This window comes from Pseudovibrio ascidiaceicola (assembly GCF_900114245.1).
In the GTDB taxonomy this organism is placed as follows: domain Bacteria; phylum Pseudomonadota; class Alphaproteobacteria; order Rhizobiales; family Stappiaceae; genus Pseudovibrio; species Pseudovibrio ascidiaceicola.
The window spans coordinates 128,748-146,613 of the sequence record NZ_FOSK01000006.1; the positions used below are offsets into that span (position 1 = coordinate 128,748).

Here is a 17,866-nt window from a genome sequence, read left to right on the forward strand (position 1 = left end):
TGCAGACAAAAGAAAAGGGCCCACTTGGGGCCCTTTGCAAATTATTGGGAATGTGAGTGGTGTTAGGCCAGCTCTTCTTCCAGATTTTGGCGCGACAGACCGTCCATGCTTGGCATCAGCGAGAGGAGCTCTTTGGTGTAGGCATGTTTTGGGCTGTCGAAGAGTTCCTCTGTATCAGCAACTTCCAAAAGCTGGCCGTGGCGCATAACACCGGTGCGGTTACACATCTGGCGGATGACTGCGAGGTCGTGGCTAATGAACAGCATGGTGAGGCCCAGCTCGTCCTGCAAGTCTTTGAGCAGGTTGAGGATCTGTGCCTGAATGGATACGTCCAGCGCAGAGGTCGGCTCATCACATACCAGGAAGCGAGGGCGTGTCGCCAAGGCGCGGGCAATGGAGATACGCTGACGTTGGCCGCCAGAGAACTCATGCGGGAACTTAGCAGCGGCTGCAACACCAAGGCCGACGTGTTCCAGAAGGTCATCAACGATCTGGTTCACTTCGCTGTTGGTGCTGGCGAGTTTGTGGAACTTGATTGGCTCAGCCACAATATCACGCACACGCATGCGGGAGTTCAGCGAGGAGAATGGGTCCTGGAAGATCATCTGCATCTGACGACGCATCGACAGAACCTGCTTCTTGTCTTTCAGGCTGGTCAGTTCCTGTCCTGCAAAGTGGGCTGTGCCGCCTGCAGGATGGTAAAGACCAGTGATGACGCGGGCCATCGTTGATTTACCGGAGCCACTTTCGCCCACGAGGCCGAAGGTTTCGCCTGCGTGGATGTCAAAGCTGACTTTATCCAGAGCGGTGAAGTACTGCCTGTTTTTAGAAATCCATGCGTCCTTGGTGAGGAACTTCATGGTGATGTCTTTTACATCCAGCAATGGACCATCGACAGACTTGTAGTCACGTGCTTTACCCAGCCAGTGGGTGGAGATGTCGATCTGCTTGAAAGGCTTTGCGGAGCCTTCAATGTAATCAACCTGCGGGAAGCGGTGTACTTTCACGTCCGGACGTGGAACAGCGGCAATCAAGCTTTGGGTGTATGGGTGCTTTGGAGCGCCCAGTACTTGCTTGGATTCGCCGTATTCGACCAGATCGCCACGGTACATCACCGCAACGTGGTCGGTGAGGTCTGCGATCACGCCCATGTCGTGGGTGATGACGACCATCGCCACGTTTTTCTCTTCACACAGACGCTTCATCAGTTTCAGGATCTGAGCCTGAATGGAAACGTCGAGCGCGGTTGTTGGCTCATCTGCGATGACGACTTCCGGGTCTGCACAAAGAGCGAGAGCGATCACCACACGCTGGCGCATGCCACCGGAGAACTGGTGCGGGTATTGCGCGATGCGTTCTTCCGGATTTGGAATGCCAACCTGATCCAGCAGATCAACCGCATGGGCGCGGGCTTCTGACTTGGAAAGTGGCAGGTGCAGGCGGATGGTCTCGACCAGCTGGAACTCGATGGTCTGGAGTGGGTCCAAAGAGGTCAGTGGATCCTGAAAGATCATGCCAATGCGCTTGCCGCGCAGTTTGCGCATGCTTTCAGCTGCAAGGTTATCGATACGCTGGCCGTCGAGGTGGATTTCACCTTCGGCAATGCGACCCGGGTTTTCCAGAAGACCGATGACGGCGTTACCGACGGTGGACTTGCCGGCGCCACTCTCTCCGACCACGCCGAGAATTTTACCGGCGTCTACGGAGAGATTGACATTACGGGACGCCGTGAAGACGTCTTTGCGGCTCGGGAATTGAACGGTGAGGCCGCGAATATCTAAGATGCTCATGGTCTCTCTCCCTAGCGCAGTTTCGGGTTCAATGCGTCGCGGAGCCAGTCGCCCAGCAGGTTCACTGCCAGAACGAGGATCGCGAGTGCCAGACCTGGGAAGATCGCGATCCACCACTCACCTGAGAACAGGAAGTCGTTACCGATGCGGATCAAGGTGCCCAAAGATGGCTGTGTTGATGGAACACCAACGCCAAGAAAGGAGAGGGTTGCTTCTGTGATGATCGCCAGAGCAAGGTTGATGGTTGCAATAACCAGAACCGGACCAAGCACGTTTGGCAGCACGTGGCGGATCATGATGATCCATGCCGGAATGCCAATAACGCGGGCGGCCTGAACATACTCTTTGTTCTTCTCTACCAGAGTGGAACCGCGAACTGTACGTGCGTATTGCACCCAGAACGACAGGCCGATGGAGAATGTCAGAATCCAGATTGCCCAGGTCTCACGATCGATGTTGCCAAAGATGCCGTTTGCAATGCCGTCGATGAGCAGCGCCAGCAAGATGGCCGGGAAGGTGAGCTGAACTTCAGCGATACGCATGATGATCGCGTCTGTGCGGCCACCGACATAACCGGAAATCAGGCCGAGAGAGATGCCGAGGACTGCGGCGAATGCCACAGACAGGAAGCCCACTGCCAGAGAGATACGCATGCCGTACAGGATGCCAGAGAGCAGATCACGGCCCTGATCATCTGTGCCCAGGAGGTAGCGTGAGTCAGACCATTCCATGCCGATAGGCGGAATGCGGGCGTCCAGAATGCTGATCTGAGCCAGATCGAACGGGTTGAACGGAGCGATGAGCGGAGCAAACAGGGCTGCGAGCATCAACACTACCGTGGTGAAGGCCGCGAGGACTGTCACCTTGGAGCTGAGGAAGCTGTGCAGCAAGTCGCTGTCGAGGAAGCGGGCCATTGCGGAGCGCGGGGCTTCTGAAGCCTCACTGCCGGAAACGGTTGGTGTGTTATCTGTCATGATTATTGTCCTTACCGTTTCTTATGCGCGGCCGCGTTCGGTGCGCAGGCGTGGATCAATCACGACGTAGAGAATATCTACGATGAGGTTGATGAACACGAAGATGAAAGCGGTGAGCAGCAGGTAAGCTGCCATGATCGGAATATCCACGTTCTGCACGGCTTGCAGGAAGAGGATGCCCATGCCCGGCCACTGGAACACGGTCTCGGTGATAATCGCGAAGGCGATGATGGAGCCGAGCTGCAGACCGGTGATGGTGATCACAGGGACCATCGTGTTTTTGAGGGCGTGGATGTAATAGACAGACCGGTTCGGCAAACCGCGAGCGCGGGCGAACTTGATGTGGTCGGTCCGCATTACTTCCAGCATCTCAGCGCGGATCAGGCGCATGATGAGGGTCATCTGGTACAGCCCAAGCGTAATTGCTGGCAGGATGATGGCCTTCAGACCGCTGATGGTCAGGAAGCCTGTGTCCCAGAAAGACCCCAGTGCAACGACCTCACCGCGGCCAAAGCTTGGCAGCCACTGCAATGTGACCGAGAAGAAGAAGATAAATAGGATGCCGATAAAGAATGTTGGCAGAGAGATACCTACAAGAGATACCGACAGGAACATCTTTGAGAGCCAGGAATCGCGGTTCAGACCGGTGTAAACGCCCATTGGAATGCCCAGCAGCAATGCAAAAATTGCAGAGGCGAAGGACAGCTCCAAAGTTGCAGGCAGACGGCGACCGATCAGGTCTGCCACAGGCTGCTTGAACTGGTAGGAGTTACCGAAGTCAAACTGGATTGCGCCCAGGACATAACGGAAAAACTGAACGAGAACAGGGTCATTCAGGCCGAGGCGCTGGCGCAGGGCTTCACGCTGTTCCGGGGTGGTCTCAATGCCCACCATCTGGTTTACAGGATCTCCAACAAAGCGGAAGAGCAGGAAGGAGATTAAGGCTACGACAAACATGACCACGAGAGCCATGGCGATACGCCGGGAAATAAAGCCAAACATGGTGTTTTATAGTTGTTCCTGAAAATAGAGGCGCCCGGCGCCAAGGGCGCCGGGTTATTATTTTGTTGGTTAAGCCGTCAACTTAGTTCTTCACTACAAACTTGAAGTGGAACTCGTTATCCGCACGCTGCTTCAGAGTAACCTTGTCGGATACACCCCAAGCCAGACCCTGCTGGTGCAGTGGAATGTGAGATACTTCGTTGTTCAGGATTGTGTAGGCTTCGGAGATCATGCTGTTACGCTTCTCTTCGTCGTTTTCGGAGAGAACCATTTTTGTCAGCTCATCAACACGTGGGTTACAGTAACCACCCAGGTTGAATGGTCCGCCAGCACCTTTGTCATCACGACAGTTGTTGAGGTTGAGCAGAACGTTGTAGCTGTCGAATGAACCTGGGGTCCAACCGAGCATGTAGAAGGAAGTGTCAAAGCCGCCAGATGCCAGGATCTTGGCGAAGTACTTCGCTTTAGGCTGTGCATTTAGGTTTACTTTGATGCCTACGCGCGCAAGGAATGCTGCAGTTGCCTGACAGATTGCTTCATCGTTGACGTAGCGATCATTCGGGCAGTCCATGCCAACTTCAAAGCCGTCTGCATAACCTGCTTCTGCGAGAAGTGCTTTCGCAGCTGCTGGATCGTACGGGTAGCGGGAGAAGTCACCGGAGTTTGCGAACAGGAATGGTGAAATCATCAGAGCAGCTGGCTCGGACAGACCACGCATGATTTTCGCTTTGATCGCATCAACGTCAATTGCCTGGTAGAACGCCTTACGAACGCGAACGTCCTTGAATGGGTTCTTGCCTTTGATGTTGGAGTAGGTCAGCTCATCACGCTTCTGGTCGAAACCGAGGAAGATGGTGCGCAGCTCAGGACCGGTCAGTGCAGATGTTCCTGCATTGCTGTCCACACGCTTGATGTCCTGTACCGGGATTGGGAACGCCATGTCCAGCTCACCGGAGAGAAGAGCTGCAACGCGGGTTGCATCAGATCCGATTGGAGTGAACTCAACGCCAGTCAGGTTGTGTACTTTCTGGTCCCACCAACCGTCGTTTACGGTGAAAGTGGTTTTAACGCCTGGCTCATGCGTTGCAATCTTGAACGGGCCGGTGCCGTTTGTGTTCAAAGATGCATAGTTTGGATTGGTGTCAGAAGCACTTGTCACTTTTACAGCGTTGTTTGCTTCAGTCCATTCCTTATCCATGATGTACCAAGTGGACCACTCGGAGTGCAGGATAGGGTTTACGCCTGTCAGGACGAAATCAACGGTGTAGTCGTCTACTTTCTCAACCTTAACGTCCGCAGCGATGCGGGTTGTCAGGTCAGAGCCTTCAGCGCGAACACGGTTTGCAGAGAAAACCACGTCGTCAGCATTGAAGTCGTTGCCGTTGTGGAACTTGACGCCCTTGCGCAGGTGGAAGCGCCAGCGGGTTGGTTCAATAACTTCCCAGCTCTCTGCAAGTGCAGGTTCGATCTGGAGATCAGCTGTACGGCGTACGAGACCTTCATACACATTGCCGTGCATGGCCATGGTGAATGTTTCGTTCAAGCTGTATGGATCTAGCTGATTGTAAGTCCCTTGAAATGCGAACTTCAGCGTTTCAGCATTTACCTGAGTTCCAGCAGCAAGCGTCATTGCCAATGCAGCGGATGCAATCTTTAAACGCATTCTAAATTAACTCCCCTTTTCCCCTCATGCAGAAAATTAATTGTTCTGCAGGGCCCCTCTGGTTTCGCCGACCACTTATTAGGCGGATTCTAGCGTCTTAGTGATATTACCCATATGAATGAATGCGTCTAGGGGGCATTGCGTAGTTGAAACGAGGAATTAATGTGGGCGCAGCGCAATTTCATAGCGTATTCAGGCGCTAAGGGATGTATTTCTTGCGGTTTAATGCGTGTCAGTTGAGAGACACACCAACGTTAAGATGAGTATATTTCATCTAATGATGAGGAAATGAAGGGTTCTGATCTTGTTGATTATGTATGGTATTCGCAATTGCGACAGTGTTCGCAAAGCTCGTAAACTTCTGGATGAATCAAAAGTCGAGTACAATTTTCACGATTACAAGAAAAATGGTGCAGATGAAAATGCGCTGATAGAGGCCTGCGAGCGATTCGGTTGGGACGCTGTTTTGAATAAACGGGGTACCACATGGCGCAAATTGGATGATGAAACCAAGGCTGGTGTGACGGACCAGGCCAGCGCTATCGCCTTGATGGCACAGGAAACTTCATTAATTAAAAGGCCACTTATTACTGGTGGAAAGCAGCTTTTGCTTGGATTTGATGCGTCTTTGTGGGGTGAAATTTTGGAAAAAGGAGAGCTGTAGGGACAGTAGAACTGTTCTAAGCTCTCCTTTTTTGGACGGTAAAGTTTAAGGGTTGGGATCCTTTAGGCTTAGCCATCCTTCCTATGGTATGAGGCGCTGGCAATCACGTAATCTGAAGCGTGGTTGCCAACCCGAAATCTTTTATCTGACGAAGTTTTCTCGAAGCTGACCGCGACATTGAGTAAAAATGCTGCGAGAATTCTTCTGCACCTGCCTCAAGCTCTTCACAGGTCATGTTTTTTGGCTGATAGACCGCGTGGGCCCCATCAAATTCTCCCCAGTTGTCAGAGAGCAATCTGTCCTCCTCTTCCAGCTGTTTGTAGAACCGAGAGCCGGGGAAGGGGATGGCGATGGCGGGTGCGGTAATATCTACCCCTATGTCATGGTAGAACTTGGCGGTTTCGATGAAAATTTCTGGTGTATGCTCGTCGAAGCCAAAAATAGCTGTAGTGTCGACAATAATTCCATGTGTATGAATGTTAGAAATTTGAGATTTTAAGTTTTCAGGTTTCACAAAACCCTTGCCAGCACGTTTGAGTGCTGCCTTCGATGGGGTTTCTATTCCAATGAGCAAGTACTTCGCACCGGACCTTGCTGCGGCTTCCAGAAGTTCCTGATCATCTGCTATGCGAATAGTGGTTTCGCCCGCCCATCTAATCTTGAGCGTTTCTAATGCTTTGAATAATTCCAAAGCGTACTCACGATCCTCAGTCAGGTGATCGGCGTGAAGTTCGACCCAATCGGTTTCCATTTCGGAAATCTCATTGATTATGTCTGGGATCGGACGATAGCGGGTTTTTCCGAGCATGCCCGGGATGAGGCAGAAGCTGCAATTGTGTTTGCAGCCGCGACTGACAAGCACTGACCATTCCCAGCCATACTGTTCTGCGGTGATGAGGTTGCGCGGATATGGGTTAAGCTTGGACATGTCGGCGTAGGTGCCGGTGTATCTTGGTTTGAGGCTTCGGTTTTGCGCATCCTGCAGCAACTCATCCCAGACATTTTCACATTCGCCTGTCATCACCGCATCTGCATATTCGCTGGCTTCTTCTGGCATGAAGGTGGCGTGGAGACCGCCAATCACAACCTGACTGCCCTTTTCCGAGAAAGCTGAGGCGAGCTCGTAGCCTCGGTTGGCATCCGGGGTTGCGAAGAAAAGCACTACGAGGTCGGCGGTCACCTTACGGGGATCGACCATCCTGATGGTTTCGTCATGCATCTCCAGCTGAAAATGGCGGGGGGTTGCTGCCGCAGCTGAGAAGATGGACTGAGGCGGGCCTCCACGCGCTTTCTTGTAATCTTTAAAATAGCTCGGTGCAGATGCTTTGATGAGACAGATCTTCATTGCCAACCTCATGTGTTTATTTGGAGTAAATTGTCATAAATGACAATTTATAGCAAGAGGAATTTTTATGAAGATCTATCCCATTGAAATTACGTCGTTAATTTAGGGTTTGCTCTAGTTATTGTTGAAAGACGACATATCAAAACGTTCCACATCGCGCAGGAGTTTTATGAACTCCTGAGTGGCGTGAGTGAGGGATGCCTGGCCTTTTTCCGCTGTCGCGAGAGCCGCGTTGCCAAGAGCGCCGGTCTTGTTCAGGTCCTCACTCATCCAGCCATATTGATGGCGGCCATGGGCACGTAGGTAAGCATCGTTGTTGATGTGGTTGGTTTGTGTGGAGGTGAAGTCTGTTGCCTGATCCATGCGCACCAGATCCGGGCGAAGAGCCAGCATGATGGATGTTTCGATGTCGCCGCCATGAATGCCGTAGGTGAATTCCTCCTCGGAGAAGAGGCCTTCCGGTTGCCCGAAGCGGAGCCAGCTGGATTCCACGGCGAGCATGTTGTGTTTTAGGCGCAGATCGCGGGTGATGATGTCCATTAGCGGTGAGTTGCCGCCGTGGGAGTTGGCAAGCACCAGTTTGCGGATGCCTGCTCTGGCAACACATTCCCCAATCTCAATCCAGGCTTTGACTGCGGTTTCCCATGTAAGACTGAGTGTACCCGGGAATGAGTGATGCTCGTCTGACTTGCCGACGGCCTGAACGGGTAGGAATGTGACTGGCAGATCATCAGGCAAAAGCTCAACCGTGCGAGCGACTTGCCCTTCCGCGATGCAGGTGTCCGTGTAGACCGGCAGGTGAGGGCCATGCTGCTCAATTGCCGCAATCGGCAACACTGCGATCCATTCGCTGGTGTCATTCTCAGAGAAGTCAGTCGTTGTCATCTCATGCCAAAAACGGCGGGGCAGGGCGCTCATACTCTTATCCGGTGCTTGTTGTCTTGCGCGCAGAGTAACGCGTTGGAGCGCGGACGTCATGGGGGAAGGCGTGGGATGCTCTGGTTTTTCAGAGGTAGTGGGTAGGGAGGCGTTTACTCTGGTGATTGGCTGTTGAGGCTAATGGCTCACGCGGGGAGCAATGCCCCGTCCTTCTTGGTGGCTAACAATAAGAAGGAGAAGCCGATTATGTTTTCCAGAAAAACACGAAAAGGACTGCTCGGCGGCGTTGCACTGGCACTGGCTGGGCTGATGGCTGGCGAGGCTGGGGCTGCAGGTGGGATACTTATTACAAAGGCATACTGCTCGAAGTTTACTAATCCACGTGATGTGATTTGGGCACAAATGCAAAGGCAACCAGACAATAATCGGATGTATATAAACCTCTTTTATATGAAACCAAATGGAACCGTCGTAAAGGTTTTTGGCAACAATGGTTTTGATGAAATTGATAAATTATTTATTACATCGCACGGAGCTTGTGGCTCTGTAGGTGAGATGGCAAATGCAACGTTTGCTCGGAACATTCGAAATGCACAAGGTGGTGCTGGTCGTCTTGATGAAATCATCACAGTCTCTTGTCAAGCTGGAGCCAGACCCTACGCTGGACTTGGTTCAAGCTTACTACGCAAACTGCAAGACAATGTTAGGCTTTCTCCCGTCGCAACAATTTCGGGCTGGCCTGGCAATGTGGTTTTAGCAGGCGGCGATGGTGTTCTTTCCAATGCGGAATATTCTGACTCGATTAGTTATAGACAGCCACGTGATGCTGCTGATCTGACTTTCACAACAAGTACAATTGTTAATCGATGGAGGAGTGAGGTTGTCCGACTGGAGATGTTGCCTAACAGAGTGTACTCGGATGCTTATAGAACGCAATGTGAAAATATGTTGTCGGCATTTAATAGAGTTGGCGCTACTACTCTAACTGATAATGAACGAGAACGGATGTTTGAAGAGTTTAACTCATCAGTAAGGAATAGATTTCTGTCAGCTGATCCGAGACGTAATCCAATTCGTTCTTTTGCATATTTGAGTAGCCTCTTGCGGAGTACTGCTGATAATAAAATTACCTGTGGTCCGGGTGTCGGTGTGAACTGTCGATAACTCTCTTTCTCAATTTCTGAAAATCAGAGATTGATATACTAGACACTATAACTCAACTTGAGGAACTGGTATGAACTCCCCCCTCCTTTCCCTAAACAACATCTCTAAGACCTTTGATAATGGCACAACTGCTATTGATGGGGTTGATCTGGATGTGCGGGCGGGGGAGTTTTTGAGTATTCTTGGGCCGTCAGGATGTGGGAAGTCTACTATTCTGCGGCTCATTTCTGGGTTGGAGGAGCCTAGCTCAGGTGAGATTATCCGATCCGGGCAGGAAGAGGTTGGGTTTGTTTTTCAGGAACCAACGCTGCTGCCATGGGCCAATACCTTTGAGAATGTCTACTGGCCGTTGAAGGTGAAGGGTGTTTCCAAGCATGATGCGAAGGATCGCGTTGAAGAAGCGTTGGAGATGGTCGGACTTTCCAATTTTGTGACGCAGATGCCCTCAGAGCTTTCCGGTGGTATGAAGATGCGGGTTTCCATCGCTCGTGCTCTTGTCACCAAGCCGAAGCTGTTGCTGATGGATGAGCCGTTTGCAGCACTGGACGAGATTACCCGTAATAAGCTCAATGATGATCTGCTTGAGCTGAAGTCTGCCCATGACTGGACGATCCTGTTCGTGACGCATTCTGTTTATGAGAGTGTGTTTTTGTCTTCCCGCATCGTTGTGATGGCGGCGGGACCGGGACGTATTACCTACGATATGGCATTGGATGCTTCTTACCCACGCTCGCTAAACTATCGTATGGAATCACAGTACGCCTCGTATTGCCGTGAAGCGGTGGATGCGTTGGAGCGAGCGATGGGACATCGGGTAAAAGTATCCGCGTAGAAAGATCAACTAAAATGTGCTTCAATTAGTCAGCTTCAGCACAAGAGAGCTGTACTTTCCATCCACCACTAAACGATACAGCAGTTTCTTGCCAAAGAAGTTTGTTGGGGGGGAGCTTGGGCTCCAAGCAAATAATGTCGTTTAGCAAAACAGCTAACATAAAGTATGCATTTTCTGATAGGTCTGTGGACTTGATGATCAGATCGAAAGGTTTTGTGAAGTCGGAGTTGTCATAGATTGCAGAGAAGGACTGCTCGAGAAATGATCCCGTGAATTCTGGCATACGTCCTTTTTCTACTGCATAGGTGGTTGCTTTGAACGTTGAATAGATAGCATCAAGGTCAACCTTGCCATCGGCTAGCACAGGAACATCGACAGTTTCTGCCTGCGCAACTGATCCGGAAAGCAAAGCAAATAAAATCACAACACGAAGCATTTCAATCACCAATAAAAACAACCGAGAATGCTTACATAACACCTCAAAGTTTGCGTTTGAAAGCAACTTTAAACGCTAGAATGCCAATCAGTTTAGCTCATGTCACGTTTCCCTCCTCAATAGCGAATATTAGTTTTCCAGATCTATGCCTCCAAAATCCCACTGAGTAGAACTTAAAGAGCTTAAACACCTAAGAAATCTCATTAGGTCACTAATTAATCGTCGAACTGTCATCTGGCTTATATATTCGGCGGCTATCACTGCTGTGCACTTGCCTTTTTCGGGCGTTTTACGTTGATTAGGACAGCAGCGAGATTAGCCAGACCATGGGTTTCAATTTTAAGAAAAGCACGACATTTCGTCTTGCGCAGGCAGCGAAGGCGCAGCGGGCGCGTTCTGGGGCACATCTTTCGCGCATTGGATTGCATCCGGGGCAGGAAGCTGTTCTGAAAGTTTTGAGCGAGACTGATGGCAAGACCATGAGCCAGTTGGCTCTGGCGCTTGGTGTTCAGCCGCCAACCGTGACAAAAATGGTGACACGCCTGACAGCTCAGGGACTTGTGTTTCGCCGCATTTCTGAGACAGACGGTCGGCTTGCCCGTGTGTTTTTGAGTGAAGAAGGCCGCGACCGAATTTTGCTGGTAGATCGTGCATGGAAGCGTCTTGAGAAAGAAGCACTTGCAGGTATGGATGATAAAGACCGCAAGAAGCTGCGTCGCTTGTTGCGCCAGGTTGAAAAGAACCTGTCTGCCAGCTTTGAAGATGATCCGGATCTGGAAGATGAACTGGAAAATGAAGACAAGACTGCGCAAGAGCAGGCTACGAGCAAGGTAGAGCTGGAAGCTGCTGATTAAGCTGAAGGCGCAAGGCCTGCGTTGAACACAGGCCTATGATTTTATTTATTGATTTAAGCGTCCTGGCAGAGAAACAGCAGATCTGTATCTGGTGTTTCCAGTCCAAACTGAGTGAGCAGGGTTGTTATCTGCCCTCTGTGATGGGTTTGGTGATTGAAGAAATGCAGCACTAGATCCCCAAAGTTTTTCGTTGCAGGTATACCTTTCATGTTGGCATAGGTGAGAGCGTTCTCCGCTTGGGCAGCGGTGATGTCCCCTGCAAATTCTTCAATGATCGCATCCAGCTTTTGCCGTGCTGCTTTCAGGTCTGACCAGCTGTCGTATGGAATTGATGTGAGCGCTGTCGGTACTGGAAACTGGTCAAGCTGTTGCAGGCTCTCATAGGATTGAGAGTGCTTGGCGAAACGGCGCAACCAGGTCAGGTCCCCCACCATTATGTGATTGAAGGTCGCGAAGGCTGATTTGAAGAACGCGCCGCGGTCTTCTTTTAGTTGTGCGTCACTCAGCTGTTCCGCGCACTCGTAAAGCCGTGCATTCATCCAGGTATTGTATTGGGCGAATAATTTGAAGTCTGAATACATTTTCTCGATACCCGTCATCTGGTTATGTATTTTAGTGAAAAATATCAGCATGTTTGATGGGTTTGGCAAGGCGTCAAAACTTGAGAATTCGTAATCAATTCTCTTTGTTGGCTGTGTGGAGTATTGCTATTTGCTAATGTTGCTGTGCATAAGTGCTTAAGAATACAAACTGGATCCGGCTGGATATGCGAGGACATCGGCATTGAGCGGCACAGGTAAACCATTGAGATTAGGCGATCTTGCCGAGAAACTGGGCGTTTCGACGGCTACGGTTTCTTTGGCCTTGAGAGATTCCCCTTTGATCGCCAAAGCCACGAAAGCACGGGTGAAAGCCTATGCTGAGGAAGTGGGCTATATCTATAATCGGTCAGCTGCATCTTTGCGGACATCTCAATCCAATATGATTGGGGTGGCGGTTCACGATATTCTCAATCCTTATTTTGCTGAGGTGTTTCGTGGGCTGGAAGAAACTCTGGCGCTGCACAACAAGACCATTCTGATTTGTAATCACCGCGATATTGTCGAGCGGCAGAAACATTTCACCGATACGCTGCTGCAGCATCGGGTTGATGGGCTTATTCTGTGCGCTTCGGTTGGCACGACTGATAAGGACATCAACTCCATTGTGCGGCAAGGGGTGCCAGTGACGCTGGTTTGTCGCGATGTGGCTGGCGCGGATGCACCTTGTGTGCGTGGGGATGATTTTCTTGGATCCTACCGCATTACAAAACATCTGATTGAGCAAGGGCATACCCAGATTGCGATGGTTGGTGGGCGGCGTGGCAGCTCTGCCGGGCGTGATCGGAACCGTGGCTGGCGCTCTGCACTCGAGGATGCCGGGATCAATGCGGATGAGCAGCTGGATATTCCTGAGTTGATGACGCAGGATGATGGCCGCACCATTGCCAAGCAGATTGTGCAGACGGATCCACGGCCAACAGCTGTGGTGTGCTTCAACGATCTTGTGGCGCTGGGCGTGATGAGTGCTGTTCGCCGACTTGGCGTTGAGCCGGGGCCTGACCTGGCAATTGTTGGTTATGATGACACCGAGGGCACGGAAAATCGGACTCCTGCCCTGACCACTGTGGACAATGGGGCTGGAACCATCGGCGTAAATGCTGCAGAACTCATGCTTTCGCAAATGAATGGCGAAAAGCTCAATAACGAATTGACGTTAATTGAGCCCAAGCTTCGCATTCGTGAGAGTGCGCCGCCTCCGGGTGAGCGGTTGGTGTCAGTGGACGGGCTGTGCGCGACCCGTGAGTAACTGCCATTTGAAGCCAAGTGGCAGTTAGGTGATCGTGAAACTGCCGCATTGAAACTCTATGTTTACTATGCCGCGCTTATCTAAGCGGCATCTTGTATTGCGTTTGGAGTTTCGTCATGGTCAGTTCTCGCGGAAGCATCGAAGATCATAAAGACTTGAAGATGTTTGGTTTTTTTACACTCGCCATGACATGTATGGTTCTTCTCGTCGGCTAGGTTCCTTACGCGACTAGTTTGTTTGACAGGGTGGAACGCTCATCATTGAGCGCTCCTTATGCTGGCTTGGTGCTTAGCCGATATTCCTGATATTCAAGTTGCCGCCCTGAATGCGGATAATGTGCTTGCCGTCGCCTGTATCATTGCTGACAGGAGCCTGGTTGTTGTTGCGTTGCCTGATCAGGTCGCGCAGGCGGTTGTAGCCGTTGGTGAGCGCTCCACCGGTGTTCCTCCATTCATCCGTTGCTCCGAATAAAATGGCTTCGTCGAAGTTGGCAGAGTTTTCTTGCAGGCGCAGGCTGTCGATGTAAGCAAACACTGTGTCTGCATCTGCCGGGTTGAAGATTTGCAGGTTGGCTGGCGAAACATAAGGGATTTGTTGGCCGTACATGACGAGATGCGCAACCATGAAGCGATTGCCAACGCGGACCGCGACGCCGATGCAGGAGTTCAATGTTGTGGTGATTGCATAATCTAGCAGTCCTGTGGGCGTGGCAAACTCCTGTTCTGCCAATGCTTGAGGATTGCAGGCTTGGTTCATAACGTAAGCCATTTCGTCTTCCTTGTTTGTTGTTGTTTTGATTGCGGGAAGGGCCGCCGACTTTAGAAGACGAAGGGATCGGAGATTTGTGAAGCAAATCACCTAAAGCAGACGTGTTTTGCACTCAATGTAAATAATAACTAGTATGTAATTAGATTTATTTTAGATTGTATCTGTATTCAACAAGTAATGCGTGTATTTGTTTTTGAGTTAAATCCATGAATAAGTTATGTTTTTAGATCTGTTATCTCACATTTAATTTCCTGTTAACCTTGAGTTAACTGATTGCGCCCAGAATTTGTACATAAAACAGATCCTGGAGGCTATTCGCATGCATGGGATTTTGAGAAAAACAGTAGTAACTGCTGGCGCAACCCTGGCGTTAGCAAGCTTTGGTGCCCTTTCCAGTCAAGCCAGTGTCATTTCTGGCCACTGGTCTATTTCTGATGTGTTGTCGTCTAAAACCTGCTCTGCGCAGCTCGGGTCTGAGCCTGCTGTGAGCGGATATGGCAATGCGTTTGAGACAAAGAACTGTCAGAGGCTTTATGCGCCGATCTCCAAAGCCACAGCATGGCAGTGGAGCTATGATGATGGCTTGTCGCTGATGGATGCAGACGGGAAAGTCGTGCTTCAGTTTGATATTGATGAGCTTGATGGATTGACCTCAATTGGGCCTTCCTCTCTATTTCTCATCATGCAGCCTGTGAAACAGGACAGTAAGGCCTCGGACCTTTCCGGCCTGATCGAAAAGGCCATAGTGGTGACGGCGCAGCGTTAGAGTTTTCCTGATCTGTCTATTTGGTGTGGGTGCTTAGGAAATCCCCCACACGGCTCAATGCACGGCTGATGTTCTCCTCTGAGTTGGCGTAGGAGAAACGCAGATATCCTTCTCCCAAGACACCAAAATCAGGTCCGCCGATGAGCGCGACTCCTGCTTCCTCCAAGAGTGCTGAAGCTAAGGGTTTGGCTTGCCATCCTGTTTCTTTGATATTCGGGAATGCGTAGAAGGCGCCTTTGGGTGTATTGCAGGAGATGCCGTGCAGGGCGTTTAATCCCTCCACTACGAGCTTACGTCGGCGGTCAAAAGCCAACATCATCTGATCAACTGCATCCTGTGGGCCTTCGATGGCGGCAATGCCTGCGTATTGGCTGGGTGTGTTGACGCATGACCAGCAGTTCACGGCAAGCTTGCAGGCTTTATCAATGAGAGAAGCTGGCCAGACGGAATATCCCATGCGCCAGCCTGTCATAGCCCAAGTCTTGGACCAGCCATTGAGCAGGATGAGTTGGTCTTTGAGTTGCTCGAACTCCATCAAGGATGTGTGCTTGAGCCCATCATAGGTCATGCGGGAGTAAATCTCGTCAGATAGGACTGGCAGGTTTGGATGGTTTTCTAATCCCTTCACCAGCTTCTCTATCTCTGCCCGCGGGGTGACGCCGCCAGTTGGGTTGGCTGGGGAGTTGAGAATAAGCAGTGCTGTGCGCTTATTGATCAGATTGAGGGTTTCTTCCGCAGAAAAAGCGAAGTCGTTTTCTTCACGGATTGGCACTGGGATTGGGGTTGCTCCAGTGAACTCAATCATGGAGCGGTAGATCGGGAAGCCGGGATCAGGATAGAGGATCTCTTTGCCTGGCTCACCAAACATCAGGATTGCCATGAACATAGTCACTTTGCCGCCGGGAACGACCATGACGTTGTCTGGCGAGATATGCGTGCCTGTTTCCGCATGCAGGCTTGATGCGATGGTTTCGCGGAGTGGGAGAATGCCCGTTGCACCCGTGTAGCCGTGGTGGCCATCGCGCAAGGCTTTGACGGCTGCCTCTACGATGTGTGCCGGCGTTTTTAAGTCTGGCTGGCCGATGCCGAGATTGATGATATCGCGGCCCTGCTGAGCAAGCTCAGTTGCACGTGCCAAAACGGCGAATGCGTTCTCGTCCCCGATGCGGTCAAATGCCTCTACGGTTTTCAGCATTATGGTTGGCCTCCCAGTTCCCCAAAACAATTGGCTGGATGGTAGGGGATGGAAACGATTGAATGCAAACGGAAATTAGTTGAGTGGGTTGAGTGCTGGAGGTGGGGCGGTCCCGTTTAAGCCATCGGTGTTGGCTTCTTGCTTCTGTCAAATAACGCGCCTAGGATCATTATGTATTTTGATTGGAGATTTTTATGAGTGGTCTTCGTGTACCTGAGAAGATCAGGTCTATGGGTGTTTTTCAGTTTGTAACGAGAAGCCCGGCGCGCATTGTTGTGACAATGGCGATGATGATTTTGATTTATATGTTTTTCTTCTCTCCCTTGCTGAACAGCAGTATGCCGGTTGCCATTAGCTTTGTGGTGTTCTTCATCATCTTTTGCATCGGTTTTCTGCTTGTTCTGGAGCTTCGGCGCAAACTTGGATTGTGATGCTGGTTGAGAGTTACTCGCCAATTCCTGGGGGACAGAAGGGGCGATAACAGCTAATCAGCAGCTAGGGTCTTTTGCTGGCAGAGCAACTGTCTATATTGAGGGCACGAGATTTATGCGCCGGCACTAAGCAAGCGCGCACCCATCCAAGGAGACGTAAATGTCCGAGGCTGCTGATAGCCGTATTCCTGTTACCGTGCTGACCGGATATCTGGGCGCAGGTAAAACCACCTTGTTGAACCGTATTTTGAGCGAAAACCATGGCACGCGTTATGCTGTGATCGTCAACGAATTCGGCGAAATCGGTATCGACAATGACCTTCTCGTTGAGTCTGACGAGGAAGTTTATGAAATGAACAACGGCTGTATTTGCTGTACTGTTCGTGGTGATTTGATCCGTACTGTTGAAAACCTAATGAAACGCAAGGGTGCGTTTGACGCGATCATCGTGGAGACCACCGGCGTTGCAGATCCGGCTCCTGTTGCGCAAACATTCTTCATGGATGATGACGTACGTGAAGCCGCCAAGTTGGATGCTGTTGTTGCGGTTGTTGATGCCCGCCATGTTCAGCAGCGTTTGAAGGATACCAAAGAAGCTGAAGATCAGATTGCGTTTTCTGATGTGATTTTGCTGAACAAGACCGATCTTGTTTCAGCAGAAGAACTGACTGGTGTTGAAGCGGCGATCCGTAAGATCAACCCATATGCGAAGATCCATCATACAGAGCGTTGTCAGATTGCGATTTCGGATGTTCTGGATCGTGGGGCCTTTGAGTTGGATCGTATTCTCGATCTGGATCCGGAGTTCCTGAAAAAAGCTGAACTCGCGCACGATCATGAGTGTGGTCCTGATTGCGACCATGATCACGATCATCACCATCATGGCCACGATCATGATCATGGCCACGCTGACCATGAATGCGGGCCTGACTGTGATCACGACCATGAAGACACGCATTCTGTGAAGTCTTTCTCCTTTACTGTTGGCGATCTGGATCCGAAAGTCTTCTTTGACTGGATCAATCAGGTGACACAGCTTCAGGGGCCGAACATTTTGCGTATGAAGGGAATCCTGTCGTTCAAGGATGATCCGCAGCGCTATGTGGTGCAGGGCATTCATATGATTGTGGAGGGCAACCATCAGCGAGATTGGCGGGATGATGAGAAGCGTGAAAGCCGCATCGTCTTCATCGGTCGTGAGCTGGATGGCGCTGCGCTGAAAACTGCGTTTGAAGCTTGTGTTGCGGAGTAAGTT

General features: G+C 50.8%; 18 protein-coding genes. 8 read left to right on the top strand and 10 right to left on the bottom strand.

Going from position 1 to position 17,866, the window contains the following annotated elements; all coding sequences use genetic code 11:
- Positions 1–62: 62 nt before the first annotated feature.
- The 4 genes from BM231_RS12845 to BM231_RS12860 form a co-directional block, all read right to left on the bottom strand.
- A complete protein-coding gene (locus BM231_RS12845) occupies positions 63–1,790 on the bottom strand; it encodes an ABC transporter ATP-binding protein (protein ID WP_093519943.1) in 1,728 nt (575 codons plus the stop codon).
- An 11-nt stretch (positions 1,791–1,801) separates the two neighbouring features.
- A complete protein-coding gene (locus BM231_RS12850; protein ID WP_093519945.1) occupies positions 1,802–2,764 on the bottom strand; it encodes an ABC transporter permease in 963 nt (320 codons plus the stop codon).
- Positions 2,765–2,785: 21 nt separating this feature from the next.
- Positions 2,786–3,766 carry an ABC transporter permease gene (locus tag BM231_RS12855; protein WP_057461862.1) on the bottom strand — a complete coding sequence of 327 codons (981 nt, stop codon included), beginning with the start codon at positions 3,764–3,766 and terminating at the stop codon, positions 2,786–2,788.
- A gap of 82 nt (positions 3,767–3,848) precedes the next feature.
- Complete coding sequence (locus BM231_RS12860) at positions 3,849–5,429, bottom strand: ABC transporter substrate-binding protein (RefSeq protein WP_057461861.1); 1,581 nt, start codon at positions 5,427–5,429, stop codon at positions 3,849–3,851.
- A 313-nt stretch (positions 5,430–5,742) separates the two neighbouring features.
- On the opposite strand from BM231_RS12860, the gene BM231_RS12865 reads away from it, so the two are divergent.
- Positions 5,743–6,093, top strand: a complete 351-nt coding sequence (locus BM231_RS12865; RefSeq protein ID WP_093519947.1) for an ArsC family reductase — start codon at positions 5,743–5,745, stop codon at positions 6,091–6,093.
- 103 nt (positions 6,094–6,196) lie between these two features.
- On the opposite strand, the gene BM231_RS12870 is transcribed toward BM231_RS12865, so the two are convergent.
- Positions 6,197–7,438, bottom strand: a complete 1,242-nt coding sequence (locus BM231_RS12870) for a B12-binding domain-containing radical SAM protein (protein WP_093519949.1) — start codon at positions 7,436–7,438, stop codon at positions 6,197–6,199.
- 114 nt (positions 7,439–7,552) lie between these two features.
- A complete protein-coding gene (locus BM231_RS12875; RefSeq protein WP_093520240.1) occupies positions 7,553–8,356 on the bottom strand; it encodes a creatininase family protein in 804 nt (267 codons plus the stop codon).
- A gap of 207 nt (positions 8,357–8,563) precedes the next feature.
- On the opposite strand from BM231_RS12875, the gene BM231_RS12880 reads away from it, so the two are divergent.
- Both BM231_RS12880 and BM231_RS12885 read left to right on the top strand, forming a co-directional pair.
- Positions 8,564–9,481, top strand: coding sequence for a hypothetical protein (locus BM231_RS12880; RefSeq protein WP_139226353.1), 918 nt, complete (start codon positions 8,564–8,566; stop codon positions 9,479–9,481).
- Between the two features lie 70 nt (positions 9,482–9,551).
- The gene (locus BM231_RS12885; protein ID WP_093519953.1) at positions 9,552–10,313 is read left to right on the top strand and encodes an ABC transporter ATP-binding protein; all 762 of its coding nucleotides are present in this window, start codon (positions 9,552–9,554) and stop codon (positions 10,311–10,313) included.
- A gap of 25 nt (positions 10,314–10,338) precedes the next feature.
- On the opposite strand, the gene BM231_RS12890 is transcribed toward BM231_RS12885, so the two are convergent.
- Positions 10,339–10,749 carry a hypothetical protein gene (locus BM231_RS12890; protein WP_139226354.1) on the bottom strand — a complete coding sequence of 137 codons (411 nt, stop codon included), beginning with the start codon at positions 10,747–10,749 and terminating at the stop codon, positions 10,339–10,341.
- Positions 10,750–11,075: 326 nt separating this feature from the next.
- Between BM231_RS12890 and BM231_RS12895 the strand changes: the two genes are divergently transcribed.
- A complete protein-coding gene (locus tag BM231_RS12895) occupies positions 11,076–11,603 on the top strand; it encodes a MarR family winged helix-turn-helix transcriptional regulator (protein WP_093519957.1) in 528 nt (175 codons plus the stop codon).
- Positions 11,604–11,656: 53 nt separating this feature from the next.
- Here BM231_RS12895 and BM231_RS12900 read toward each other — a convergent pair whose 3' ends face one another.
- Positions 11,657–12,202 (bottom strand): DinB family protein, encoded by a 546-nt coding sequence (locus BM231_RS12900; protein ID WP_208860324.1) that lies wholly within the window; start codon positions 12,200–12,202, stop codon positions 11,657–11,659.
- A 184-nt stretch (positions 12,203–12,386) separates the two neighbouring features.
- Between BM231_RS12900 and BM231_RS12905 the strand changes: the two genes are divergently transcribed.
- Positions 12,387–13,451: a LacI family DNA-binding transcriptional regulator gene (locus tag BM231_RS12905; RefSeq protein ID WP_093519959.1), complete on the top strand. Its 1,065-nt coding sequence runs from the start codon at positions 12,387–12,389 to the stop codon at positions 13,449–13,451.
- 288 nt (positions 13,452–13,739) lie between these two features.
- Here the strand turns inward: BM231_RS12905 and BM231_RS12910 are convergent, their stop codons facing one another.
- Entirely contained in the window at positions 13,740–14,219 is a 480-nt protein-coding gene (locus BM231_RS12910; RefSeq protein WP_208860325.1) for a hypothetical protein, read from the bottom strand.
- A gap of 319 nt (positions 14,220–14,538) precedes the next feature.
- On the opposite strand from BM231_RS12910, the gene BM231_RS12915 reads away from it, so the two are divergent.
- The gene (locus BM231_RS12915; protein WP_093519961.1) at positions 14,539–14,985 is read left to right on the top strand and encodes an AprI/Inh family metalloprotease inhibitor; all 447 of its coding nucleotides are present in this window, start codon (positions 14,539–14,541) and stop codon (positions 14,983–14,985) included.
- Between the two features lie 16 nt (positions 14,986–15,001).
- Here the strand turns inward: BM231_RS12915 and BM231_RS12920 are convergent, their stop codons facing one another.
- Positions 15,002–16,180, bottom strand: a complete 1,179-nt coding sequence (locus tag BM231_RS12920) for a pyridoxal phosphate-dependent aminotransferase (RefSeq protein ID WP_093519963.1) — start codon at positions 16,178–16,180, stop codon at positions 15,002–15,004.
- A 194-nt stretch (positions 16,181–16,374) separates the two neighbouring features.
- On the opposite strand from BM231_RS12920, the gene BM231_RS12925 reads away from it, so the two are divergent.
- Positions 16,375–16,611 carry a hypothetical protein gene (locus BM231_RS12925; RefSeq protein WP_208860326.1) on the top strand — a complete coding sequence of 79 codons (237 nt, stop codon included), beginning with the start codon at positions 16,375–16,377 and terminating at the stop codon, positions 16,609–16,611.
- Positions 16,612–16,771: 160 nt separating this feature from the next.
- Positions 16,772–17,863: a CobW family GTP-binding protein gene (locus BM231_RS12930; protein WP_093519965.1), complete on the top strand. Its 1,092-nt coding sequence runs from the start codon at positions 16,772–16,774 to the stop codon at positions 17,861–17,863.
- Positions 17,864–17,866: the final 3 nt, after the last annotated feature.